Annotated in this window: 19 protein-coding genes; 12 read left to right on the top strand and 7 right to left on the bottom strand. The window is 62.2% G+C overall.

Features of this window, described 5'->3' with window-relative positions:
• Positions 1-86: 86 nt before the first annotated feature.
• The 8 genes from urtA to SSA02_RS04410 all read left to right on the top strand — a co-directional run bounded on the left by urtA (position 87) and on the right by SSA02_RS04410 (position 10269).
• Positions 87-1415, top strand: coding sequence for an urea ABC transporter substrate-binding protein (gene urtA / locus SSA02_RS04375; RefSeq protein WP_147092749.1), 1329 nt, complete (start codon positions 87-89; stop codon positions 1413-1415).
• Positions 1408-3111, top strand: coding sequence for an urea ABC transporter permease subunit UrtB (gene urtB, locus SSA02_RS04380; RefSeq protein ID WP_147092750.1), 1704 nt, complete (start codon positions 1408-1410; stop codon positions 3109-3111). The genes urtA and urtB overlap by 8 nt, the downstream gene beginning before the upstream one ends.
• Positions 3112-3119: 8 nt before the next feature.
• Positions 3120-4244 carry an urea ABC transporter permease subunit UrtC gene (urtC, locus tag SSA02_RS04385; RefSeq protein WP_371859192.1) on the top strand — a complete coding sequence of 375 codons (1125 nt, stop codon included), beginning with the start codon at positions 3120-3122 and terminating at the stop codon, positions 4242-4244.
• Positions 4241-4981 carry an urea ABC transporter ATP-binding protein UrtD gene (urtD, locus tag SSA02_RS04390; RefSeq protein WP_147092752.1) on the top strand — a complete coding sequence of 247 codons (741 nt, stop codon included), beginning with the start codon at positions 4241-4243 and terminating at the stop codon, positions 4979-4981. The genes urtC and urtD overlap by 4 nt, the downstream gene beginning before the upstream one ends.
• Before the next feature lie 13 nt (positions 4982-4994).
• Positions 4995-5690 (top strand): urea ABC transporter ATP-binding subunit UrtE, encoded by a 696-nt coding sequence (urtE, locus tag SSA02_RS04395; protein ID WP_147092753.1) that lies wholly within the window; start codon positions 4995-4997, stop codon positions 5688-5690.
• A 110-nt stretch (positions 5691-5800) separates the two neighbouring features.
• Complete coding sequence (gene ureB / locus SSA02_RS04400; protein WP_147092754.1) at positions 5801-6556, top strand: urease subunit beta; 756 nt, start codon at positions 5801-5803, stop codon at positions 6554-6556.
• A 14-nt stretch (positions 6557-6570) separates the two neighbouring features.
• The gene (gene ureC, locus SSA02_RS04405) at positions 6571-8286 is read left to right on the top strand and encodes an urease subunit alpha (RefSeq protein ID WP_147092755.1); all 1716 of its coding nucleotides are present in this window, start codon (positions 6571-6573) and stop codon (positions 8284-8286) included.
• Positions 8287-8511: 225 nt separating this feature from the next.
• A complete protein-coding gene (locus SSA02_RS04410) occupies positions 8512-10269 on the top strand; it encodes an OmpH family outer membrane protein (protein WP_246103629.1) in 1758 nt (585 codons plus the stop codon).
• Between the two features lie 137 nt (positions 10270-10406).
• Here SSA02_RS04410 and SSA02_RS04415 read toward each other — a convergent pair whose 3' ends face one another.
• A complete protein-coding gene (locus SSA02_RS04415) occupies positions 10407-12854 on the bottom strand; it encodes a TonB-dependent receptor (protein WP_246103630.1) in 2448 nt (815 codons plus the stop codon).
• 339 nt (positions 12855-13193) lie between these two features.
• Between SSA02_RS04415 and SSA02_RS04420 the strand changes: the two genes are divergently transcribed.
• The 3 genes from SSA02_RS04420 (at position 13194) to SSA02_RS04430 (ending at position 17408) form a co-directional block, all read left to right on the top strand.
• Entirely contained in the window at positions 13194-13676 is a 483-nt protein-coding gene (locus tag SSA02_RS04420; RefSeq protein ID WP_147092756.1) for a hypothetical protein, read from the top strand.
• Positions 13677-13751: 75 nt separating this feature from the next.
• Positions 13752-15938 carry a TonB-dependent receptor gene (locus SSA02_RS04425; RefSeq protein WP_147092757.1) on the top strand — a complete coding sequence of 729 codons (2187 nt, stop codon included), beginning with the start codon at positions 13752-13754 and terminating at the stop codon, positions 15936-15938.
• A 330-nt stretch (positions 15939-16268) separates the two neighbouring features.
• Positions 16269-17408 (top strand): MFS transporter, encoded by a 1140-nt coding sequence (locus SSA02_RS04430; protein WP_186807670.1) that lies wholly within the window; start codon positions 16269-16271, stop codon positions 17406-17408.
• On the opposite strand, the gene SSA02_RS12685 is transcribed toward SSA02_RS04430, so the two are convergent.
• Positions 17402-17566 carry a hypothetical protein gene (locus tag SSA02_RS12685; RefSeq protein WP_186807671.1) on the bottom strand — a complete coding sequence of 55 codons (165 nt, stop codon included), beginning with the start codon at positions 17564-17566 and terminating at the stop codon, positions 17402-17404. The genes SSA02_RS04430 and SSA02_RS12685 overlap by 7 nt on opposite strands.
• Before the next feature lie 713 nt (positions 17567-18279).
• Here SSA02_RS12685 and SSA02_RS04435 point away from each other — a divergent pair.
• Positions 18280-18729: a hypothetical protein gene (locus SSA02_RS04435; RefSeq protein ID WP_147092759.1), complete on the top strand. Its 450-nt coding sequence runs from the start codon at positions 18280-18282 to the stop codon at positions 18727-18729.
• 51 nt (positions 18730-18780) lie between these two features.
• On the opposite strand, the gene pstS is transcribed toward SSA02_RS04435, so the two are convergent.
• From pstS to SSA02_RS12690, 5 genes are all read right to left on the bottom strand, one after another.
• Positions 18781-19788, bottom strand: coding sequence for a phosphate ABC transporter substrate-binding protein PstS (pstS, locus tag SSA02_RS04440; RefSeq protein ID WP_147092760.1), 1008 nt, complete (start codon positions 19786-19788; stop codon positions 18781-18783).
• 133 nt (positions 19789-19921) lie between these two features.
• Complete coding sequence (locus SSA02_RS04445) at positions 19922-21505, bottom strand: carbohydrate porin (RefSeq protein ID WP_246103631.1); 1584 nt, start codon at positions 21503-21505, stop codon at positions 19922-19924.
• A 307-nt stretch (positions 21506-21812) separates the two neighbouring features.
• The gene (locus SSA02_RS04450; protein WP_246103632.1) at positions 21813-22658 is read right to left on the bottom strand and encodes a copper resistance protein B; all 846 of its coding nucleotides are present in this window, start codon (positions 22656-22658) and stop codon (positions 21813-21815) included.
• Positions 22655-24535: a copper resistance system multicopper oxidase gene (locus tag SSA02_RS04455; protein ID WP_147092761.1), complete on the bottom strand. Its 1881-nt coding sequence runs from the start codon at positions 24533-24535 to the stop codon at positions 22655-22657. Before SSA02_RS04455 ends, SSA02_RS04450 begins: the two co-directional genes overlap by 4 nt.
• 79 nt (positions 24536-24614) lie before the next feature.
• A complete protein-coding gene (locus SSA02_RS12690; RefSeq protein WP_186807672.1) occupies positions 24615-24776 on the bottom strand; it encodes a hypothetical protein in 162 nt (53 codons plus the stop codon).
• Between the last annotated feature and the right edge of the window lie 560 nt (positions 24777-25336).

Here is a 25336-nt window from a genome sequence, read left to right on the forward strand (position 1 = left end):
GAAGTTAATACGCAGGATTGCGTATGGTGCATAGATCGGGGCGCGGCGAACAATCGGGGCATGGTTCACGATGAGGAAGCCCGAGCATGAACGCCTCTGTATCGCGTCTGACACGTCGCGCCCTTGCCCGTGGCGGGCTGGGGCTGGCCGCCCTGTCCGGCTATGCGCCCCGGGCCCGTGCAGCCGCTCCGGGCGGTGCGCCGATCCGCATTGGTATCCTGCACTCCCTGTCGGGCACGATGGCGATCAGCGAAACGACGCTCAAGGATGTCATGCTCATGCTGGTGGCAGAGCAGAACCGGCGCGGCGGCGTGCTCGGGCGTCCACTCGAGGCCGTGGTCGTCGATCCCGCATCGAACTGGCCGCTCTATGCGGAGAAAGCCAGACAGCTCATCGCGGTCGACAGGGTCTCTGCCATTTTCGGCTGCTGGACCAGCGTGTCGCGCAAATCCGTCCTGCCGGTGGTGGAGGAGCTCAACGGGATTCTCTTCTATCCCGTCCAGTACGAAGGGCAGGAATGCAGTCGTAACATCTTCTATACCGGTGCCGCACCCAATCAGCAGGCCATACCGGCAGTGGATTACCTCCTCGGCGAGGAGGGGGGCGCGGCGAAGCGTTTCGCCCTGATCGGGACCGATTACGTTTACCCCAGAACGACGAACCAGATCCTGCGCAACTATCTGCTCGCCAGGGGAATCACTCCGGGCGACATCATGATCGATTATACGCCTTTCGGACAGTCGGACTGGCAGACGAGCGTCTCGCGGATCAAGGCGTTCGGCTCCGCAGGCAAGAAGACCGCCGTCATCTCCACGGTGAATGGCGATGCCAACGTGCCGTTCTACAAGGAGCTCGGGAACCAGGGAGTTTCGGCCACCGATATTCCGGTCATGGCGTTCAGCGTCGGCGAGGAGGAACTTGCCGGGATGGATACCGGCGGTCTCGTGGGGCAACTCGCGGCCTGGAATTATTTCCAGAGCATCGATACCCCGCAGAATACGGCGTTCATCAGATCATGGCGCGACTTCACGGGCAATCCGAAGCGGACCGCCAACGATCCGATGGAAGCCCATTATCTCGGCTTCAATCTCTGGGTGCAGGCCGTAACGAAAGCCGGGACGACCGATTCCGATGCGGTCATAGACGCGATGGTCGGGCTTCGTCAGGGCAACCTCACGGGCGGGACCGCCGTCATGCTGCCCGATCATCATCTTTCGAAGCCCGTCTATATCGGCGAGATCCAGGATGACGGACAGTTCGCCGTCGTCTGGCAGACACCCGCCGAGATACCCGGCGAGGCCTGGTCCCGCTATGTGCCCGAAACCCGGACGCTCGTGGGCGACTGGACCGCTCCGAGGCATTGCGGAAATTACGACACGGCCCGCAAGCTCTGTCTCGGGGGGCGTCATGGCTGAGGCACGGGCTGCCGTACTCCTCGTTGCGCTGCTTTCGGTTGCCTCGTGCCTCCCGCTGGGTCCGGCGATCTGCCTCGCACAGGACCGGACAGGAATACCGACACCGACACCGGCACCGACATCAATTCCGGCCCCGATATCGGCCCCGGATGTCGGGCATTCAAACGCGGTGAGCGATGCCGATGGCGAAGCCCTGCGCGCGCTCGCCTCACGTCATTTCGAAGCGATCGGCAGAGGCGTCGCCCGGCTCGGCGTTTCCGATGCGCCCTGGGGGAAAGCGGTTCTCGAGGCGTTGCATGACGGTCGTCTGGCGGTGGGCTCCGACAGCGACCGGATCGTCATCCGGGAAAACGGCGTCGCTCGCGATGCGGTCACGGGCGCGACCCTGACGGGTGACGCATTGCGCAGGATCCGCGTCAATAACCGTATCCGTGGCGCGATACGGATCGCGCTGGCCGAACGGGCGCTGAGGGCAAACGACGTGTCCGCGCGCGAAGCGGCTGCAATGGCGCTCTATCATCATCCCGGCGCCGATGCGCTCCCCGTTCTCGATCGTGCGATGTCCCGGGAGAAGGCTGCGTCCGTCAAACGCGCCCTTACGCTTGCGCGCGCGGCCATTGTGCTGAAGACAGGCGCCGCGCCCGGGCAGGAACGCGCAGCGGTCGAGACACTCGGCAAGAGCGGGCGTCTGGATGCGCGCGGTCTGCTCGCCGGCGTCGCGTCCTCCTCCTCCGATCCCGAAATCGCGGGTTCCGCCAGAAAGGCAGTCGCCTCGATCGATCGAAGGCAGCGCCTGTGGGGCATCGTCCAGAACGTGTTCTACGGGGCCAGCCTCGGATCCGTGCTGATGCTCGCAGCCATGGGGCTTGCCGTCACTTTCGGCGTCATGGGCGTCATCAACATGGCCCATGGCGAGCTGATGATGATCGGTGCCTATGCCACCTATGCGACGCAATACGGGTTGCATCGCTGGCTGCCCGGGCTCGAGACCTGGAGCCTTGCCGTTGCGGTTCCGGTCGCCTTCGGGGTCTGCTGGCTCCTCGGGATTGCGATCGAGAAGGGGCTGATCCGGTTTCTTTACGGCCGTCCCCTCGAGACGCTTCTCGCCACATGGGGGTTGTCGCTCTGTCTCCAGCAGCTGGTGCGAAGCCTCTTCGGCCCGACCAATGTGGCCGTCACGACACCGTCCTTTCTTTCGGGCTCTGTTGCGATCGGAGGCACGGAAATCACGATCGGACGCATCGCCATACTCGTCTTCTCGGGATGCGTCATGGCGGGGCTGCTCTTTATCCTGCGTCGTACCCGGTTCGGTCTCCAGATGCGCGCGGTCACGCAGAACCGGCGCATGGCAGCCCTGATGGGCATCCGCACAGCGCGGGTGGATGCGCTGACTTTCGGGCTGGGATCGGGAATTGCAGGGCTCGCGGGTGTGGCGGTCAGCCAGATCGACAATGTCAGTCCCAATCTGGGACAGGGCTACATCATCGACAGTTTTCTCGTGGTCGTGTTCGGCGGTGTCGGCAATCTCTGGGGCACGCTGGCCGCCGCCATGACCCTCGGCATCGGAGACAAGGTGCTCGAGCCGCTGATCGGTGCCGTCTCGGGCAAGATCCTGCTGCTCGTTCTCGTCATCCTCTATATCCAGAAACACCCGCGAGGCATGTTCCCCCTGCGTGGACGTGGAGTGGACTCATGAAAACCTCCATGGATTTCAGATCGGTCCGTCTTGCCGCAGGGCTCGTCCTGCTGCTTTCGGCGGTGCTTTCTCTCGGCAGCCTCCTGCCGCAGCAGGGAGTCTTCTCCGTTTCTCCCTTCGTGGTGACGATTGTCGGGAAATATCTGAGTTACGCATTTCTCGCCCTTGCGATCGATCTCGTCTGGGGGTTCGCCGGTATTCTGACGCTCGGCCATGCGGCGTTCTTCGCGCTCGGCGGCTATGCGATGGGGATGTACCTGACCCGCGAGATCGGTGCGCGCGGCGTGTACGGCAATGCCCATCTGCCGGATTTCATGGTCTTCCTCTCCTGGTCGGATCTGCCCTGGTACTGGATGGGATCGGAGCATTTTGCCGTCTCGGTTCTGCTCGTTCTGCTCGTGCCTGGCGCGCTTGCGGCGCTTTTCGGATGGCTCGCCTTCCGCTCGCGCGTGTCGGGCGTCTATCTCTCGATCATCACCCAGGCCCTGACCTTTGCCCTGATGCTCGCCTTCTTCCAGAACGGGCTCGGCTTCGGTGGCAATAACGGTCTGACCGATTTCAAGGACGTGCTCGGTTTCGACCTGCATCAGGCGCGGACCCGCGCTGCGCTTCTCGCACTTACGGGCGTTTTCCTGGCCGGATCGCTGATGCTGGCCCGCTGGGTGGTGAGCGGCCGGTTCGGTCGCCTGCTCGTGGCCGTACGCGATGCCGAGAGCCGGACGCGGTTCATGGGATATCGCCCCGATCATGCCAAATTGCTGGTCTGGATCCTGTCCGCCATGATCGCCGCCGTCGGCGGGGCGTTCTACGTCCTGCAGGTCGGAATCATCAACCCGGGAGAATTCACGCCGGGAAACTCGATCGAAGCCGTCATATGGGTCGCGGTCGGCGGGCGCGGAACCCTGAGCGGCGCCGTACTCGGCGCTGTGCTCGTCAATTTCGGCAAGACCCTGTTCACGGCGTGGATGCCTGAATTCTGGCTGTACGGTCTGGGCTTTCTCTTCATTGCGACCACGCTCTTCCTGCCGTGCGGGCTGGTCGGGCTTGTGGGATCGATGGGCGGCAGGGCAGGGCGCAATGCCCGGACCGATCCGACACCGGAGCTTGTCGAGCCAGGGAGGGATGAGGAATGAGCGAGGACTGGCTGCTCGATCTGAGCCATGTCTCGGTCACCTTCGACGGTTTCCGGGCGATCAACGACCTGACGCTTCGCCTTCGCCCCGGAGAGATGCGCGCCATTGTCGGGCCGAACGGTGCGGGCAAGACCACGATGATGGATATCGTCACGGGAAAGACCCGACCGGATTGCGGCAGCGTCCGTTTCCGGGGGCAGGAGCTGACGCGCTTCGACGAGCCGACCATCGCAAGGCTCGGAATCGGGCGCAAGTTCCAGAAACCGACGGTATTCGAGGCGTTGAGCGTTCACGACAATCTCCTTCTCGCCCTGAGGGGAACGCGCTCGCCGCTGCGGATGCTGTTCCTGCGCGAGACGCCGGACGAAGGCGAGCGGATCGCGGGGCTTCTCGGGCGCATCGGCCTGACGGCCCGGGAGAGGCTTCTCGCGGGTGCGCTCAGTCACGGACAGAAGCAGTGGCTGGAGATCGGCATGCTCCTTGCGCAGGATCCCCGCCTTCTTCTCGTCGATGAGCCGGTTGCGGGCATGACCGATGCCGAAACCATGCAGACGGCTGATCTGCTGCGCGACATCAACACCTCTCACAGCGTGATCGTGGTCGAGCATGACATGGATTTCGTGCGCGCGCTGGGTGTGGACGTCACGGTTCTGCACGAGGGATCGGTCCTGACGGAAGGCACGCTCGATCGCGTCAGCGCCGATCCGCGCGTCATCGACGTCTATCTCGGTCGCTGAGAGGAGAGAGACCATGCTCACGATTACCGATATCGCGCTGCATTACGGCGAAGCGATCGCGCTTCGCGGCGTTTCCCTCAGCGCCCGGCGCGGCGCGGTGACCTGTCTGCTGGGCAGAAACGGGGTCGGAAAGACCAGCGTGCTGCGTGCAGTAACCGGAATGCACGGCATTTCCGGCGGCAGCATTCTCTGGGAGGGGGAAGAGATCGCGCATCTTCCGGCGTGGGAGCGTGCAAGACGCGGCATTGCGACCGTTCCGCAGGGGCGGGACATTTTCCCGCTGCTGAGCGTGCGGGAGAATCTCCAGACCGGTTTCTCCCTTCTGCCGCGCGGGCAGAGGCGCATCCCCGAGGAGATCTTCGCGATCTTTCCGGTGCTCGGAGACATGCTCGACCGCAGGGGGGGCGATCTTTCCGGCGGGCAGCAGCAGCAGCTCGCCATCGCACGGGCGCTCGTCACCAGACCGCGCCTTCTGGTGCTGGACGAACCGACCGAAGGGATCCAGCCCTCGATCATCAAGGATATCGGCAGGGTCATCGCCATGCTGCGCGATCGCGGGGACATGGCACTGCTTCTGGTCGAGCAGTATTTCGAGTTCGCCTACGACCTCGCCGATAGCGTCGTCGTGCTCGACCGGGGTCAGGTCGTCGCGCAGGGCACGATCGGGACCCTCGACCGCCAAGAGGTGCGTCGACATGTGATGCTCTGAAGACGGCGCCCGTCATCCGCAGCCCTCATCCCCTGCATTCTGCCTCCGGGGAGCACTCCCTCAACCGCGCGCAACGACTTGTGCGCAAACCGGTTCGAAAGGTCGTTCCGATGCATCTGACACCTTATGAAGTCGACAAACTTACGGTCGCAACGACCGGCATGCTCGCGCAACGGCGCCTCGCGCGCGGGCTGAGGCTCTCCTATCCCGAAGCGATGGGGCTGCTCGCCTTCGTGCTGCTCGAGCTGATCCGTGACGGAAATCACTCGGTTTCCGAGCTCATGCAGATCGGGGGACGCATACTCGGGCGAAGGGAAGTCCTGCCCGGCGTGCCCGAGATGATGACGGATCTGCATGTCGAGGGGACGTTCGCGGACGGGACGAAGCTCGTTGCTGTGCGGGCGCCCGTTTCGCATGAGGAGGGGGATCTGGGTCTCGCCCTTCATGGGAGCTTCCTGCCGGTGCCCGATACCGCGCTGTTCGGCGCGCAGGCGCAGGAGAAGGCCGGGACGATCCTGGTCGAGGAGGGGGTCATTACGCTCAATGAGGGGCGTGACTCCGTAACCATCGACATCACGAATACCGATGCCCGCCCGGTGCAGATCGGCAGCCACTTCCATTTCGGCGAGGCGAATCCCCGCCTGCTTTTCGACCGCGATGCGGCTTATGGCAGGAGGCTCGATATCCCGGCCGGGACCGCCATCCGCATCGAGCCGGGCGAGACCCGGACCATCACGCTCGTCCAGATCGCAGGCAACCGGGTCATCCGGGGAGGAAACAACATCGCAGACGGTCAGGTCGGTGCCGCAAACCGCAGAACCGCGCTCGGACGCGTGACGAACCGCGCTTTCGCCCATACCGGCTGAACAGGAGATTCATCATGGGATATCAGATCGACCGTGCCCTTTACGCCAGTCTGTTCGGGCCGACCAAGGGGGATCGCATCCAGCTCGGCGATACCTGTCTTCTTGCAGAGATCGAACACGACTACACAGTCTATGGCGATGAATGCGTGTTCGGCGCGGGGAAGGTGATCCGCGACGGAATGGGGCAGAATTCCGGTCTCGGGCCTGAATACACCCTGGATTGTGTGATCACCAATGTCGTCGTGATCGATCATACCGGGATCTACAAGGCCGATATCGGTATCAAGAACGGCCGTATCTCCGGGATCGGCAAGGCGGGCAATCCGGACGTCATGGCCGGGGTCTCGCCCGATCTGGTGATCGGGGTCAATACCGAGGTGATCTCGGGTGAGGGCAAGATCCTGACCGCGGGCGGTGTCGATACCCATTTCCATTACATCTGCCCGACCCAGCCTGAGACGGCACTGGCAAGCGGCATCACGACGCTGGTCGGAGGCGGAACGGGGCCGGCCACGGGCTCCCTTGCGACGACCTGCACGCCGAATCCGGAATATCTGCGCCTCATGATGCAGGCGACCGACAATGTCCCTGTCAATTTCATTTTCTCCGGACGGGGCAATTCCTCGCGCCCGGACGGAATGAAGGAACAGATCCTCGCAGGAGCCGCGACCCTCAAGCTGCATGAGGACTGGGGGACCACGCCGGCGGCGATCGATACCTGCCTCGGCGTGGCCGACGCCTATGACGTGCAGGTCACGATCCATACGGATTCGATCAATGAGAGCTGCTCGGTCGAGGATTCCATCCGCGCCTTTGCCGGGCGAACCATCCACACCTATCACTCCGAAGGGGCGGGAGGCGGTCATGCGCCCGATCTCATGCGGGTGTGCGGCGAGCCCAATATCCTCACCAGTTCGACGAGCCCGACCAATCCCTACACCGTCAATACGGTTGCGGAACATCTCGATATGCTGATGGTCTGCCATCATCTCGACAAGGATATTCCGGAGGATGTTTCCTTCGCTGCAAGTCGCATCCGCCCGCACACGATTGCGGCCGAAGGGGTCATGCACGATATCGGCGCCATTTCGATGATGACATCGGACAGCCAGGCCATGGGGCGCGCGGGCGAGGTCGTCACGCGCAGCTGGCAGATTGCCGATCTGATGAAAAAGCAGCTCGGTACGCTGGCGGAGGACAGCGCGAGGAACGACAATTACCGCATCCGGCGCTATGTCGCGAAATACACGATCAACGGAGCGATCGCTCACGGGATCGGCCATCTCGTGGGGTCGATCGAAAAGGGCAAGGTGGCCGATCTCGTCCTGTGGTCTCCCGCATTTTTCGGAACACGCCCCGAACTCGTTCTGAAAAGCGGTTTCATCGCCTATGCGCAGATCGGCGATGCGAACGCATCCATTCCCACGCCGCAGCCCGTCATCATGCGGCCCATGTGGGGGGCGACGGCCGCCGGAACCGCCCGGACCTCGATGCTCTTCGTCAGCGAAGCGTCGCTCAGTGAAGGGCAGGTCTCGTCCTACGGTCTGGGCAAGCGGATCGAGCCCGTCAGACGCTGTCGTACCATCGGAAAGGCGGACATGATCCTCAACGATGCGACGCCGTCCGTTACGGTCGATCCCGTGACCTATCGGGTCGCGATCGACGGACAGGAGATCGATATCGCACCGGCGGAAACGGTGCCGATGAGCCGTCGCTTCAGTCTTTTCTGAGCCGGAGCGATGGCAATGTGGCAACAAAACAACACATTGACATGGTTTGTCGCTCAGAAATGATATTCCGTCAAAAAACCAGAGGAAAATATCGTTTCTTATCAATAAGTTGGGATGACTGAAACAAAACTGTCATATGAGAGTCATCAAAGCTTAGCGGGTAGCGCGAAGAGGAAGGTCCTAAGCACAGGGCCGCCCCCTTCTCGCTATCCGGATGATACCGACATGAAATGTTCCCCCCGAGCGTGGCGCCTGATACTGGCAACGGCATCGGTCTCGCTCACGACGCTCGCCGCCGCGTCTCCATCCCAGGCGGCCAGCATGGATCAGATGACCATGATGGAGAAGCAGATCAAGGCGATGCAGGCGCAGCTTGCCACCATGAAGCGCGAGCATCAGCGCGAAATGAACCGCATCCACCAGCAGATGGCACAGCAGCGTCAGGCCGAGGAAACCGACCCCTATGGCGCGCGTAACGCCTATCGTGGCGCGCCGCCTCACGCATCGGCGTCGCCCAATGCGGGTTTCGCGACGGCTGCTGCGCCAGGGCCCCGGAGCGATCAGCTTCTGCCTCCGGTGAATGCGGCGACGCCTTACGGTCAGCTGACCGGCACGCCGACCGGGCGGGTGCTCAATCTCTACGGTCCTCTCCACAGGGGGCAGGTCCAGATCGGCGGCGTTCGTATCACGCTTGGCGGATATGCCGAGGCCGCGACCATATTCCGTTCCAGGAACAACGTTGCGGACATCTCGTCGAATTACGGCTCGATTCCCTTCGCCAATAACCCCAATTATCACATCAACGAATTCCACGAGACGGCCCGTCAGAGCCGGCTCGCTGCCCTGGTGGAAGGCGACATCACCAAGGCCCTGCGCGCACAGGCCTATATCGAGACGGATTTCCAGGGGGCCGGTTCCGCATCGAATTCCCGACAGTCGAATTCCTATGTTCTGCGCGAGCGCGTGTTCTACGGACAGCTGATCGACGACGTGGACGATCTTACGCTGCTCGGAGGGCAGAACTGGTCGCTTCTGACCATGTTCAATCACGGTATGCGCGCTCGAGACGAACAGGTTCCGCTCACCATCGAGGCACAATACGTTCCGGGCTTCAACTGGACGCGTAACACGCAGATCCGTCTCGTGAAGGGGTTCGATCACAGCCGTTACAATATCGGCCTGTCGGTGGAGAACCCGCAGCAGGTGATCTCGCCCGGTTCGGGCGGACAGTATCTCCCGCCGGGTGCCGTATCGGGCACGTATCAGAATGCGGGCGCGAATGTGAACAATCCGTCCACGAATTATTCGACCGACATCGCGCCGGATATCATCGCCAAGGTCGGTGCCGATCCGGGATGGGGACATTACGAGCTGACGGGGCTGCTCCGTTTCGCTCATAGCCGCGTATCCTATGACGGGTACGGCAAGAGCAGCACCCATGTCGCCGGTGGCGGTGGCGGTGGCCTGATTCTTCCGGTCAATAAGAAGCACAAGGTCTATTTCCAGGCATCCGGCCTCGTCGGCACGGGCATTGGCCGTTACGGAACGTCGAATATTCCCGATGTCACCATCGACCAGAAAGGCCAGGTCAAGCCGATGCCCGCCGCCAATGTGCTGGTGGGGCTCTATGGCAATCCGACGAAGGCCCTGCAGCTCTATGCCTATGGCGGTATGGAGATGCTCCGCGCACGCTCCTATTTCAATGCCGGTGGGAAACATTACGGCTACGGCAATCCGCTGTATAACGTCAGCGGGTGCGACGTCGAGGGGGCTGCCTCCTCGGCCTGTCAGTCGAGCATCAATCGCGTGGTCCAGGGCACTGCCGGGTTCTGGTGGACCTATATGCATGGCGATTACGGCACGCTTCGCGTCGGCGCGCAGTATTCCTTCACCTATGTCTCCTCGTTCAGCGGGGTCGGTGGAACGCCGCATACGAACGACAATATGGTCTTCCTGTCGCTTCGTTATCTCCCGTTCCAGTAGGACCGGGGCCAGGGCGTGCGTTGCCACCGGGGACGGTCGCGACGCAACGCAGGGTATGAGCGCCTGCGATACCGGGACAGACCGTGCCCCGGTATCGCAGGCGATGTCATTCCGATCCGGAGTGCGGCGCGTGTCCCTCAGAAACCGGAGGAGACCGAGACCACACCGGCGAAACCGCCTCCCACGAAATAGGTCGGTGCCCGCCCCGGTATCGTCGTGCCGTAAACGCCCTGTGTGGGGCGGGCATTGAGCGCGACGCCATTGACGCCCGAAAGATATCCGGATCGCCCCAGATTGATGAGATTGAGCTGGATCTGAGGGGTTTTCAGAGCGCCGGTTCGCTGCAACCGGTATCCCAGAGAGAGATTGGCGGTCGCGAAACCGGGTATGCGCTCGTCATTCATGAGGGTCGCATAGGTCGGCCCGACATAATTGCCGTTGAAGACACCGAAAAAGGCGCCGTCATCGTAGGAAATCCCCAGTGCCCCTGAGAAAACCGGCGTGCGGATGGCTTTTTTCCCCCGTGTCGGGAGGGCATCTCCACCGGTCCGGATATCGTTGTCGATCGTTGCCCGTGTGAGCTGGCCGGACAGATAGGGGCTGAAACCGTGCCAGGGGCGCAGACCGGCCTCGAACTGTACGCCACGCGCCGTCTGGCCCCCGCCATTGATGGACTCCGTAATCATCGCGCCGTTCAGAACGCTCGTGGTCGAGATCTGCCGGTTTGTGAAATTGTAATTGAACAGGGCGACGGAAACCGAAAGGCGGCCGCGATGCCGGTAGCCGATTTCCTCGCCGATCGCATATTCGGCCTTCGTGTCGCTCGACGCCCTGCGCGTCTGCTGACCGGTCGAGACACTGAACCGGTCCTCGAAATTCGAGATGCCGGACGGGGGGCGAAACCCGGTTGTCCCGTTGATGTAGATCTGGTCTTTCGGGGTGATCCGGAACGAGGCCGCGACCTGGGGAAGGGGGGCAACATAGCTCTCGCCGTTTCTGTAGCGCGCACCGGGCAGGATATTGGTGACCGAGCGGGACACCATTACCACCCGTGCGCCTCCCTCGAGGGTCAGCCTGCCATCGAGCAGCGTGAGCCGGTCGGATAGCGAGAGCGCATTGATCTGCTGGGTGAGGTTGGCATCATAGGACGTCAGCGGCGCACCCGACTGCGTCAGGATCGGAAAGGATCCCCACTGGTTCGAAACCCCGCCCTGTGCATCGGGCAACACATAACGGGACAGGTTCGGATAGGCGTAGTAGGAATACCAGTAGGACAGGGCGAGGCGATTGCGCCCGGAGCGATAGCTGAGTGTCGTATCGAGGCCGGGATGGGACTGGGCAAAGACGTCCGTCGCGACCGCGACGAAGCGCTCGCCCCGATTATCGGGGACCTGAAGCGTACCGGCAGGACGATTTCCCTGATAGCTGCCCGTCCGGCTCAGTGTCGTGCCGAAACTGTCATAGCCCCAGACATAGACCAGATAGGGCGTGACATCGAGCCGGACCCCGCGACCCAGCCCGAGCGATACGGGCAGGGCTGCAAAACTCTGCGCCCGGGCGTTTTCCTGAAACTTGTAGTAGTTGCTGTCACCCGTCGCGTAACGTCCGTTATAGTTGAATGCCGTGCCTTCGGCGCGCCACTGGGCCAGGGTCGGCTGTCTCAGATAATATTGTCTCTGGCGATTGAACGAGAACAGCAGGGAGGCGCGGCTCTCCTTGCCCCATTCGCGCACGAGCCGCATATCGGTGTGATAACGCCGCGTCGTTCCCGGTCCGCGCCATTGATCCGCGCCACGATAGGAAAACGACACGAAACCCTTGAGCCCCGTCCGGCCGATCTTCCCCGTATCGTAACGCAGAAATTCGCGGTTCAGGCCGTAAGACCCCCAGGAACCGCTGACGAATCCGCCGGGACGGTCGGAGGGCATCCGCATCCTGACCGAGAGCTGCCCCCCGACGGCATTGTAAAGCGGTGCGGAGAGATCCGCCGCGCCCTGCGCCAGGGTCACCGAGGCGATATTCTCGTTATCGGCCGTGGCAGAGGTGTAGGGCATGAGGAAGAGCGGAGGCGCTGCCGGGACACCCTCGAACAGATAGCCGATTTCCGTCTGGTCGAGGCCACGAACCGAGAGACCCTGCTGATCGTCATTGGTCCCGAGGGGGTCGTTGGCCGAATAGATCACGCCCGGAAGATCCGCAATCAGCGCCGTGGGCGACTGGGTGGGCGATTGGCGGGCGATGAAGTCGCGTGTCAGGCCGCTCTGGGCGCGGGGGGCGCTCTGTTGCGGCATCAATCCTCCACCCGCCGTGTGTCGTGTCACGCCATCCGGATCTGTGCGACGACGATGCACTGTGATCGATTCCGCGCCGCGCCGCGGATCGGTCGGCATGGCCAGGGGCCTATGCGCCGGGTCAGGAGACGAAGACATGTGTCCCCGATGCGACGCCTCTCCATCGCTACCTTCGGGGTCGATCCCGTCCTTTTCCTGATCGTGACCGGTCTCGCGAGCCGCGCTCGCACCGGCGGGGATGGCGGCCAGGACGAGGCATAAGGTCGGGGCGATCCATGCGATGCGGCAGGTCAATGAGGCGGGATCCGTGTCACGTTCTTCCGTTGTCAGAGGTGAAGCTATCGTTTCGGGAGAGGTCAGTAAAATGATATAACATAACAAACGATGACGGCAGGCTTATCGCTCCGGTCTGCCTATCGGCTCCGCAGCCATATCGTTTCTTCGTTGCGCGGGCAGCAACGCCGACAGGGTCCGCGCATGGGCTGACGACCTTTTGCGACGATCTGTCCCGGCGAGCTGCTTCGACAACCTCCACAGGAAGAATAGGAGAGTAATCGTGTCCGGTTTATTCGCACTGGACGTGTCGTTCCGGGGGTTGTAACCCCCCGGTGAAAGAAAACGGGTTCAGGGATCGTGTCGCTTCATCGTTTCGCCAGTTCGGGAAGGAGGTTCGACCAGACGCGATGGCGATTGCGTCTGCCGATCGTCCTGTTGATGCTGAGCGCTCTGCTCGGCACGCTCGCACTGCAGAGTCTCGCCTCATACGATGAAACCCCGCGCGCCGAGATCGAGCGTCTGACCGGGATAGATATTGCCGCTGCCCTCGTGCAGGCGCCCCATAGCGGCTGCGACGACATGTCCGGGATGATTGCTCCCGGGCGCGACCATTACCGTCACAAAGGCACCCATCATCACGATGAGGGCTGTGCGCTCTGTCCGCTATTCCAGTTTGCAGCCTTTTTTCTCGCTCTTTTCGTTTTTGCGGCCTTTATCCGTGTTCTCCGTTATCGTTGCCGACATGCGATGCCGCCCGCGCGCGCGCCTCCGGTTTGTCGCTGGGCCATGCCCCCGTCCCAGGCGCCGCCATTCCTCCTGAAGCCGCTCGCCTGCTTCTGACGACGTCCCTGCTCATGGTCGGGGTGTATGGGTCGGGAGCAGTGCTTCCTCCCATCAGCTTCAGGACCACCCTATATGTTTCTGCAACATTCATGCAGCCTGCACAGCCGCGCGCGGCGTGCGCTGGGATGCACCTCTCTTCTGGCGCTTCTCGTCTCCTTCGATGTGCGCGCGGCGGATCGCGGGGAGACTGTCGTCTCCGACGCCGCTCCCGCCGCCACACCGGTTCCGTCATCCGACACCACAGCCGAAGCCGACGAAACACCGACGGAGTATCTCACCGTTCAGGGAATGAGACGAAGCGCCTTTCATAGCGTCGATACGGCCGATCTTCTCAAGGGATCGCTCGGCTATAACGTGCAAAGCGCCGGAGGCGTATCTGCCCTTCCCGTGCTGAACGGGATGGCGGACGATCGTGTCGCGACCATCATCGACGGCATGCGGATCGCTTCGGCCTGCCCCAATCACATGAATCCCGCGATGTCCTATATCGATCCGGACGCGGTCTCCCATGCCGAGGCGATTGCGGGCATCACCCCGGTGAGCCTGGGAGGCGACAGTACGGCCGGGACGATCCGGATCGAACGTCGCGACCCGCTCTTCGCCCGGTCCGGCCATGTTCTCGTGACCGGTCATGTCCGTGGGGATTATCGCAGCAACGGGGGCGGGTCGGGTGCCTCGGGCACGGTGACCGTCGCGAATGACATGTTCAGCCTGCGTTATACGGGGTCATATGCCCATGCGAGCAATTATCATACGGGAGGCGATGGCAGACAGGTTCGTTCGACGAGCTATCTGAGCTTCAACCATGCCGTGACCGCCGGAATGAAAAAGGACAATCACCTCGTCGCCGTGACCTTCGGCCAGCAGGATATCCCGTATGAGGGTTTTCCGAACCAGTACATGGATATGACGAATAACCGCTCCACCTTCGTCAATGGCAAGTATCGCGGGTCGTTCGACTGGGGAACGCTGGATGTGCGGGGATTCTGGCAGCGCGTCGATCATGTGATGAACATGCTCGGCGACAAGGGCGGCCACAGCGCCACGACCGGAATGCCGATGAACACCGACGCGCGCACTGCCGGTTATGCGATCGACGTCACGATACCGCTTTCGCTGCGACACAGCCTCAAGCTCGGCAGCGGCTTCGATCATAACGGGCTCAATGACTGGTGGCCGCCGGTGGCTGGCAAGATGATGATGGGGCCGGGGACCTTTCACAACATCAATGACGGCCATCGCGATCGTCTCGGGCATTATATCGAATGGAACGCGCAGTGGACGCGTCGTTTCTCGACGCAGCTCGGGCTGCGCAGCGATCTCGTGATGATGAATACGGGCAAGGTCGCGCCCTATTCCTGGACCGGCATGATGCAGATGGCGGATATCATGGCCGCAAAGCAGTTCAACGCGCGCTCCCATGCGCGTACCGATACCAATTTCGATGTGACCGCGACCGGACGCTGGGTCGCGCGCGACAGTCTTCTCATAGAAGGGGGATATGCCCGCAAGACGCGCTCGCCCAACATGTACGAACGCTACGCCTGGGGCGCCGGATCGATGGCGACCCGCATGATCGGATGGTTCGGGGATGGAAACGGCTATGTCGGCAATCTCGACCTCAAACCCGAGATCGCCAATACGGCGAGCATGACGGTGACCTGGCACGATCCCGCAGGGGAGGGGTGGAATGTCCGTGTCCAGCCATTCTACACCTATACCCAGGGTTACATCAACGTCGTCCGGCTGGGGCAGCTTCCCAACGGCCGGGAGAAGCTGCGTTTTGCCAATCACAACGCGCAGAGCTATGGCATCAACGGCTCGGGTCAGCTGCGTCTTTGGGATACGCGCCGGTTCGGTCGCGGCAAACTCGTCTCGACCTTCCAGTGGGTGCGCGGTCAGGATTTCGTGACCCATTCCGGGCTCTATCAGCAAATGCCTGTCAACGGTACGGTCGGCCTGCGCGAGACCTACGAGAACTGGACCGGGCGCGTGGATGTCACGCTGGTCAAGCGCAAATCCACGGTGGATTGGCTGCGTGACGAGCCGCGTACACCCGGCTACGCTCTCCTCGGTCTGGGCGGAAGCTACCGTTGGCGCAAGCTCACGCTCGATGCCAGTATCGAGAACGTGTTCAACCAGAAATATTATCTGCCTCTCGGTGGGCTGTCCCTCGGCGATTACCGCCGGACGAACCGGTTTGCGCCTCTCGCCGGGCTGGGCCGCTCCTTCAACCTCAGTCTGACGGCGGCATTCTGATACGAGGTACCGGGTGTAGGGTCCTGGGTGCCGATCGTCCTGCGCCGTTATCCCCGTCAGACGCCCGACGGGGATAACCGCCTCTTCGTGCCGCAACCGCGCCCTGCATCATGATGGGTCATTCCGTTCGGGCCGGGTCTGCTATAGAGCTGCGCCGCCACCCTGCGGAACAGAGCGGCCCATCACGATGCAGGGCGTGGTGCGAACAGGACAGGGCCGTCCGAACCGGGCGGGGAGGGGAGTGAGCGTATGGAAAGCCAGAATTGCGGAGAACGCCCGGCATCGCGCCTGCCCTCCGGGTCGCCTTGCGAAGCCCCGCAGGAGGCGTCCTTGCCCTGGCATGCTCTGACCATACTCGCTCTGGCCGCCTGTGTGACCTTGCTGACGGAGATCATGCCAGCGGGTATGCTCACGTCCATAGGCGCCGGATTGGGTGTTCCCCAGTCTGGCGCAGGGCAATTCATCACGGCCTTCGCCCTGGGCGCGCTCCTTTCGGCGCTGCCCTGCGCAGCGCTGACACGGGAAATGGGGCGAAAAAGGCTTCTGCTCACTGGGCTTGCGGGGTTTTTCGTGACCGATTGCGGAAATGCCCTCGTGACGAATCTCGCCGCCTCTCTGGTTCTGCGTTTCCTCGCCGGATGCGCAGGCGGGCTCATCTGGGGATTGTTCGCGGGATACGCGGCGCGTCTCGCTCCCGCGCCTGCGCGGGGACGGGCCATCACGATTGCCGGGAGCGGCGTGACACTCGCGCTCGTCCTCGGGGCGCCCCTGAGTGCGCTGATCGGACAGGTGCTCGGCTGGCGAGGGGTTTTCGCCGGAGTGGGCATTTCGAGTGGGCTTCTCGGCCTGTGGGCCATTGCCGCTCTTCCCGATGTCGCGGGTATGCGAGGCGGCACCCGGCTGGATCTGCTCTCGGTGCTGCGACGCCCCGGGATCGTCGCGGTCTTGCTCGTCATCTTCAGCTATGTCACCGCACACAGCCTGCTTTACGTCTATATCGAGCCTCTTCTGGCGCCGAGCGGGTTGGCACATCGCGTCGATGGACTCCTGCTCGTTTTCGGAGCCGGCTCGGTTGCCGGTCTCATTCTGACCGGTATTCTGATCGATCGATATCTCGCCGGACTCGGTACGATCGGCATCCTGATGCTGATTCTCGCGACAGCCCTTCTCGCTGCGGCGCTGAGCGAGGCGCAGGTCGTCTGTTTCGCGGTCGTTCTCTGGGGCATGTCATCCGGAGGGTTCGCTGCGATAACCCAGAGTGCCATGGCGCATATCAGCGGTGACGCCATGGATGTCGCTCAGGGCATGGCAACGACCGCGTGGAACGGTGCGGTTTCCCTCGGCGGAATCATCGGTGGTCTTTTACTTGCGCATCAGGACGTCGGTTACTTTCCCGCCGTCGCGCTGGGGCTTGCCGCGATTGCGATGATCGCCTTTCGCGGCATTATTGCTCCCCGCCTTGTTCACTGAATACGGATCTGTCTTCCGGCATTGAGCATCTTTCTTCTGTAACGCCATCCCGCCAGCCCGGCGGCGGCAACGAGACAGAGACTGGCTGAAATGCTCAGGGTGAGCGATTGCATGTCGGACATCGCGAAATGCGCGTGTGCGGGTCCCCACCATCTCATGGCTTTCTCCTTCTTTCCTGCAATTTCGGGTCAGGCTTGGGCCGGTGCGATCCGTCGGAGGAGACCTGCTGGCCTGATAGAGACGGAGCATGGACCTCAAGACGACAAAGAGTCAATACAGTATTCAGTGTTTATTGTTGAAAGACCTATTTGTAAACGACAAGTAAATAAAAGACCGCAGCGGTATCGTTTATATGTAACACGGTTTCGTTTCGAATATTTCCTTTCAGTGTGACGAAACGCATCGACCTCCCCCCCCGAACGAGCGGGAGGGACGGGATCGCGCGCGCCTTGTCCGGATTGCGTGCGGGCGCGAGTGGCGATGTGCGGAAACGCAAGCAGAGGCACTCCGTCTCGCGGAGGCCTGTAAGCGGTATCACGCCGTTGCCCTGTCGTGCCGGTCGTAGCGTCCGGATGGATCCGGCACTTGCCGGGGGGGCGCCCGTCATCAGCACCGTTCGGCGGACGTATCGTCCGCTGGTACGGCGCCAACGCGTCCTGTTGCGTCGGGTCGCTGTGATCGATCACGCAGGACGCTCGAGCAATGGCTTCAGCATTGCGCATCTCAGGCAGGAACACCGCATCGACGCCCCCGGGTCGGTAGCGCCTCTCACGCCCATGTCAGTTTCCCGGCGTTGCCCTGTGTGCGTAGGTATCGATTGCGCCCTTGCTGGATGACCGCAACCGGCCAGTCGATAGGAGAAACGGAAAGAATGCGGAAAAACCGCCTCAGCCGGATGCTGGTTCTCGCGGCCTGTTGCAGCTTCGCGGGCGCGCTTTTGCATCTGGGCTGTATCTGGTTCGGCGCAGCGTGGTACCGCTGGCTGGGTGCGGGCGAGGCCATCGCCCGGATGGCCGCTGCCGGTGAGGCCTATCCGACAGTCATCACCCTTTGCATTGCCGGTATTCTCTTGGTCTGGGGAGGCTATGCCCTCTCGGGGGCAGGGGTGCTGCCGCGATTGCCGCTTTTACGTATCGCCCTCTGTGCGATCACCGCGTTTTATCTTCTGCGCGGATTGGCGTTCGCGCCCATGCAGATATGGTTTCCCGGGCGGAGTACGGCGTTCTGGTGGTGGAGCTCGACCATTTGCTTCACCTTCGGGGTGCTGCATCTGGCAGGTTTGCGTCAGGTCTGGAGCAGAATCCAGACCCGGGACAGGTAGCCCATCGGAGCCGGTGCTGCGTTCCGGATCCGGAACGCAGCAGGAACGCTCTCAGTTTTTGGGCCAGTTCTTGGTGACGTCGTCCTTGACGGACTGGGGAAGCGGCACATAGTCGAGCTTTCTGGCTTCTGCATCGCCGTTCCTGAGCGAATACTCGAAGAAGCTTTCGACCGCCTTGCCCTGGGAGGCATCCTGCGGGTTGGTCGGCACGAGGACGAAGGTCGCGCTCATGATGGGCCATGCGTTGGCGCCGGGGGTGTCGAGAAGATCGACGGCATAGTGATCGGCATGCGCCCAGTCGGCATGGGACGCCGAAGCGGCGAAGGACGCTGCATTCGGCTGGATGAAAGCGCCATCGTGATCGCGCAGCTGCGCCATGTTCAGATGGTTGCGGCTCGCATAGGCGTATTCGACATAGCCGATCCCGCCTTCGGATTCCTTGACGCCGGCTGCGACGCCGTCATTGCCGCGTGCGCCTGCACCGCCCGCCCAGGCGATCGACGTTCCCGCGCCGAATTTCTGTTTCCAGCTCGGTGCCACCTTCGAAAGATATGAGGTGAAGACGAAGCTCGTGCCCGAGGCATCCGCGCGGTGGATCGGTGCGACATCGGCATCCGGCAGCTTCAGGCCGGGATTGAGTGCCTTGATGCGCGCATCGTCCCAGGTTGCGATCGATCCATCATACAGACCGGCAATCGTCGGCCCGTCGAGCTTCAGCATGCCGGCCGGTATCCCGGGGACATTGACGATCACGACGATACCACCCATGGCGGTCGGAAACTGGTACAGCTTGTTGGTGGCGAGTTTGGATGCCTCCATGGGCTTGTCCGACGCGCCGAAATCGACGGTGCGGGCAATCGCCTGGTTCTGCCCGGCGCCCGAACCGACGCTCTGATAATTGACGGATATGCCGATGGCCTTCTGGGCGGAATTTCCCCAGACCCCGTAGATCGGGGCAGCGAAGCTCGATCCGGCCCCGGTGATGGTGGCGGCGCTGGCGACGCCGCAGGTCAGCGCGAGAGAAAGCGAAACGGCGCCGAGCATTCGGGAAAACTGCATCTTGTGACCTCGATCGGACTGAGTGACCGGGTCGTTCTATCGGCGCCAGCAACAGGAAGATACAAATATAAGATGATAGTTTTATGAAAGAGCGAAGCCCTCGCATCCCGGATCCATCGTCTCGGGGGTGCCTTCAGAAGCTGACACCCGTCTCGAAATCGATCAGCAATGCGTTCTTGTAGCGGTTCGTCCCCCCGGGATGCCAGATATACTGAAGACCGGGTCGTACCGTCAGCCAGGGCGCAGGACGCCATCCATAGTTGATTTCGCCGGCATGTTCGCCACTCGGTTTGAGCAGACCGCTGTTTCCGCCCTGGATCTCCTGAAGCTGGCCGACATAGCTCCCGAGTTTCGGGTTCACGAAATTGAACTTGCCGCCAATGCTGATGGTGTCGTTGGGCCGGTTCCAGAACGTGCCTTTCCTGACGATACCCCAGGTGATGTAGTATGGTGCGATCGCCGTGCGGGGGTCACCCCAGGTGAAGGAGAGGAATGCAACCGTGGAGCGGTTCGGGTCGGACGCATCGCGCTGGAGCATCTGATCGCCTTCGAACCACCCGCCGTACCGGCCGCGCACCTTGTCGACGGGCAGATTGCCGAGATTGACCCCGCTCGGTTCGAAGCCTGCGAGCTGGGAATAGACGTTCTTGACTTCCGACGTATCCCAGTAGCCACCGAACTTGATATTCGTGGGGAGACGGCCCTTCGTGTCGGTACCACCGAAATGCCATCCGATCTGGAAGGGCAGATAGGCACCCGTCGAATTGTGCAGCCACATTTTCCAGGCATAGCCGGTGTTGGAAATCGTGGGGTCGACGTTGTAGATGCCGGCGGATACCAGCATGCGCTCATCGCCGAAGGGGAAGAGCTTCACGAAGGCGCCCGGATGGGCTGTGGGGTAGTAGCCGTAGCCGGAGTTGCTTGCGAGCGCCTGGGGCATGCCGCAGATCGCGTTGGATTCGAACTGGCAATAGAGGTTCATGCCCCAGTGCATCGTGGACTGGGCGAAGTCGTTTTCGGTATTGATCCAGCCGATCTCGGTATCGACATAGCGGTTCCACTGCATCTCCCATGAGAGCCGCGTGAAACGGATCGTCTCGCCCGATCCGAAGATCTCCTGCGGGCTGTTCAGGGCCGGGAGCTGCTGTCCGATACCGGCGCCGGTTCGTTCGGTGAGCAGGATGTGGAACATGCCAAAATTCCGGCCTGTCAGCTGGGCGAAGTTCACATCCGCGCCAAGTGCCACCTCATGGGCATAGCGTGTCGTCTGGGCCCGCCCGCCCGTCGGGTTGCCTGCCGTATCCTGCAGATAATGTCCTTGCGGGACGATACCCATGTTCTGCAGACGGGTGCGCAGCCCACCCCAGTCCCCGGTCATTGTCGGCTGCTTCAGCCAGGCATTGAAGCTCTCGGGGAAGAGGGATTCATTTCCCGGCACGGGAACGAAAGGATGACGGACGGTTCCCAGCGTCTTCTGCGAACGATCATAGGGACTGCCGTACAGATTGGGCGGGTTGTCGGCGTTCTTTCCGCCCTGGCTCTGCCCCGACATCACCTTTTCCGTCGGATCGAGATTGGCGGAGACCTGGGTCGTTTCCCCCGTATTCTGCCCCCGATCCTGACTCTGAGCGAACGCCTGATGTCCGATGAAAAGGCTCCCGAGGACGGTGCCGGCCATCCAGAGGAAACTCGTCTTCTTCATCGTCGAGGCGGTCATGGTCACTCTTGCTCACGGATCGGACTTGACGCCGGTCGAACGGCGTCATTTGACGCTTCCCTAAAGTTATTTCGGAGTATGACAAGCGCCTTGGGCTTCAATCTGGCGGTCCCACAATATGGGCGTAAGGCCTGTTGTATCGATGCAACACTCATGATTTGAGATGGAAACTGGTTAAAATAGCGATAATAGTCAACACATCGTGGGTAATGTTAATTTTCTGCAAAGGCGTCGCATGTGACGCCGAAGAGGGATGACCGCTGGAGCGATCAGCCCTCTTCCTTTCCCCTGTCCGGCGCCGGAAGCCTCAGAACCAGCTTCTGATACCGAATGTGAGCCGGAGTGCTCCGGCGGTGTCGCCGCGTTCGCGTGCGAAATGTCGCGCCTGCTCTAAATACCCGTCATAGGTGACAGCAATGTAAGGCGCGAATTTGCGCCAGATCTCATAGCGGAGGCGCAAACCGGTATCGATGTCGGAGAGACCCGCGCCACTGCCTCGGGGCTTGTCCGCTTTCGAATAGAGATTCAGTTCCACCTGCGGCTGGAGAATCAGCCGATTCGTGATCAGGATATCGTACGACCCCTCGAAGCGGCTGGCGAAGCGACCGCGATCGCTCACATAGCCGGTCGCCTGGAACTCGAACTGATAGAGGGCGAGCCCCTGGAGTCCGAAAGCGGCCCATGTCCGGGTGGGGCCGCTGTCGAGATCGACCCGGATACCCGACTGGACGTCGAAATAGGTTGAGATCGAGCGGCTGTAGAGGAGTTCCTGATCCCCGTCATCCATCCGGCCCTTGGTGATCGTTCCCTCGGAACGCAGCCAGAGGCGGTTATAGTCGCCCCCGGCCCAGGCCTCACCGTCCCAGCGAAAGCTGGAGTTCGCTCCGTCCAGTCGCCCCTCGAACTGGTTGAGCAGGCCATGCACCCAGATGCCCTGATCCATGACGGGCTTCACGCCGTCTATATAGGTCGGCCCATCGTCGTTCTTCATGCTCGCGGGATTCCCGGTTGCCGGGCTTGCGGTCCCTGACGGCAGTGCGACCGTGCGTGGCGCAGCGGAGACGGGCGACAGGGCGACCATCTCGCCAAGTGCAGGGGAAAGGGCGAGGAGCGCGCGCAGGAGTGCCGCCCGGGAGAGAAAGCGCGCGCTCATGACACCACCACGGTCCGGAACATGCCCAGATGCATGTGATAGATGAGGTGACAATGCATCGCCCACATGCCCGGTGTGTCTGCGGTGACCAGATAGCTGAGGCGCGATCCGGGCTGCGACAGAACCGTATGCTTGTTCGGCCGGAGATCGCCCTGACCGTTTTCCAGTTCGCTCCAGAAACCATGGAGATGAATGGGATGCTCCATCATGGTGTCGTTGATGAGCGTGATCCGGACGCGTTCGTTAAGACGCAGCCTGACGGCTGGTGCCTCCGAGAATTTCTTCCCGTTGAAGCCCCATATGTAGCGCATCATGTTGCCGGTGAGATGCAGAACGATCTCCCGGCTCGGCGGACGGCGATCCGGCCCCGGTTTGAGCGCGCGCAGCATGGCGTAGGTCAGGACGCGGCGGCCGTTATGCTCGAGTCCGTCGCCGGGGTCGTCGAGACGGTCGATCGGATGCCGGGCGATATTCTGGTTTTCCACATTGCGCGGAGGCGGACCGGGGTCGACCACCACCGGCGCGGGGACGGGCTTCACACGTCCTTCCACGGGGGGCGCCCCGTCATCGGCTCCATGCATTCCGGCCATGCCTGCCATATCCGCCATACCGGCCATGTCAGCCATGCCGGCCATGTTCGCCATACCGGTATGACCGCGATGGGCCGCGTGTTGCGGCGCGGCCTTGTCGCCACGCCCCATATTCATGCCCATACCCATATCGATCATGCTGCGTACCGGACGGGGATCCATGGGTGGCACGGGCGCGGTCATGCCCGGACGCGGAGCAAGCGTCCCCCTGGCGTGACCCGTCCGGTCTTCCGACTGGATGAAGATCGTGTAGGCCCGCAGTTCGGTCGGTGAGACAATCAGATCGTAGGTCTCGGCGGGGGCGATCCGGAACTCATCGACGGGAACGGGTTCGACCTCGTTCCCGTCGGCCGAAACGATCGAGAAGCGCAGTCCGGGAATACGGAAATCGAAGAGCGTCATGGCCGAAGCGTTGATCACACGCAGTCTTATGCGGTCGCCGCGGTCGAAGAGACCGGTCCAGTTCCCGTCCGGAGTCTGCCCGTTGATGAGATAGCTGTAGATCACGCCGCTGACATCGGAGATATCCGTGGCAGACATCCGCATGCGCGACCATCTCAGGCGCGACGCAAGCGCATCGTGCAGGCCGTGGGAGCGGGCCTCGTGAAAAAGCGATACGACGCTGCGCTGCCTGAAATTGTAATAGTCGTCCTGCTGCTTGAGATTGCTGACGATGTCATGCGGGTCCACATCGCTCCAGTCGGAGAGCACCATGACGTAGTCGCGCTCGCAGGGATCGGGATCGGGTCTTGCCGGGTCGATGACCAGGGCGCCTGCCAGACCCTGGGCCTCCTGCATGGCCGAGTGGCTGTGATACCAGTAGGTGCCCGACTGCCGTACGGGAAAACGATAGGTAAAGCTGCCGCGCGCGGGAATGCCCGCATAGCTCAGTCCCGGCACGCCATCCATATTGGCGGGCAGCCGGAGGCCGTGCCAGTGGATCGAACTCGGTTCGTGAAGACGGTTATGGACGGTGATGACCATGTCGTCGCCTTCACGCCAGCGCAGCGTCGGGGCGGGCGCGCAGCCATTGACCGTGAATGCCTGGCCGGTGCGCGATCCGACCGTCCAGGGGCGTGTATCGATGGTGAGATCGTAATGCGCGGCTGACCGTTCGGGGATGGCATAGGGGGAGGCGGCGCGCGTTTCCGCCCCGGCTGCCGGAATGAGGGCGCCCGCGTTCCCGTGAAATGCGTCCGGGAGGAGTGCCGAGGCGCCAAGCCCGGCCAGCCCGGTGACGAAGCGCCGACGCGTCGATGCGGCGCGGCGTGCTGGAAGATGCAGCATTGGAATAACCCTGAGAAAGAGATGGCGACCGCGCCGTGCTTTGAGTCGTGCTTCGAGCCGGGTTCTGCGGTCGTCGGTGTCAGATGGCGTGTATGTCTGACAGGGTCTCTCTGGGGGGGCGCAGATCGGGCGCTCTGCGGCTTTCCGCAAGATGGAGCACCGGAGCCGGATGGAAAGAATGCGTGGCGATCTTCCTGCCATGAAGGCCGGTCCGTTCGAGAACGGCGACAAATCCGGGCATGCAGGCCGCATCCATCACGCAAGCATGGCATGGCGTATGGGAGGGCGCGCTCTTTTCCTCGGCGTCCGGGCAGCCCGGGGCGGAGGAAGCCTCCCTGTCCAGTCTGGGGGAAGACGCGAAGCGCAGTGCGGGCAGGCCCGACCGGTCCCGGGGCGATATCGATGCGACCCGCTCCGTTCCACGCCCAGTCCTTTGCCCAGTCCTGTGCCCAGTGCTGTGCTCAGTCCTGTGCGCACTGTCTTGCCGGAATGCCGCGCCTTTTTCCGCCGCCGGATTTGTCCTGCCCATATCGTGCATCGCACAATGCTTCATGCTTGCAGTCGCGAAAGCGGCATGGACCGGCAATGCGTGCAAGAAGCCCGCCAGCGAAAGCAGCGAGAGAAGCACGATCGAAAGGAGGCGGTTCGGGCGCATCGACCTCGGTTCGGGAGGAGGGATTTCAGTCGGAGGCGTTCATACTGTCGAAACCCGACATTGAATGCAACATGTTGCCGCCCCATTCTCTTATAACCCCATTCTCCTTTAACAATGAACCGATCCTGACTGACGAAGGAATTTCA

Source organism: Swaminathania salitolerans (assembly GCF_007988945.1).
GTDB lineage: Bacteria > Pseudomonadota > Alphaproteobacteria > Acetobacterales > Acetobacteraceae > Swaminathania > Swaminathania salitolerans.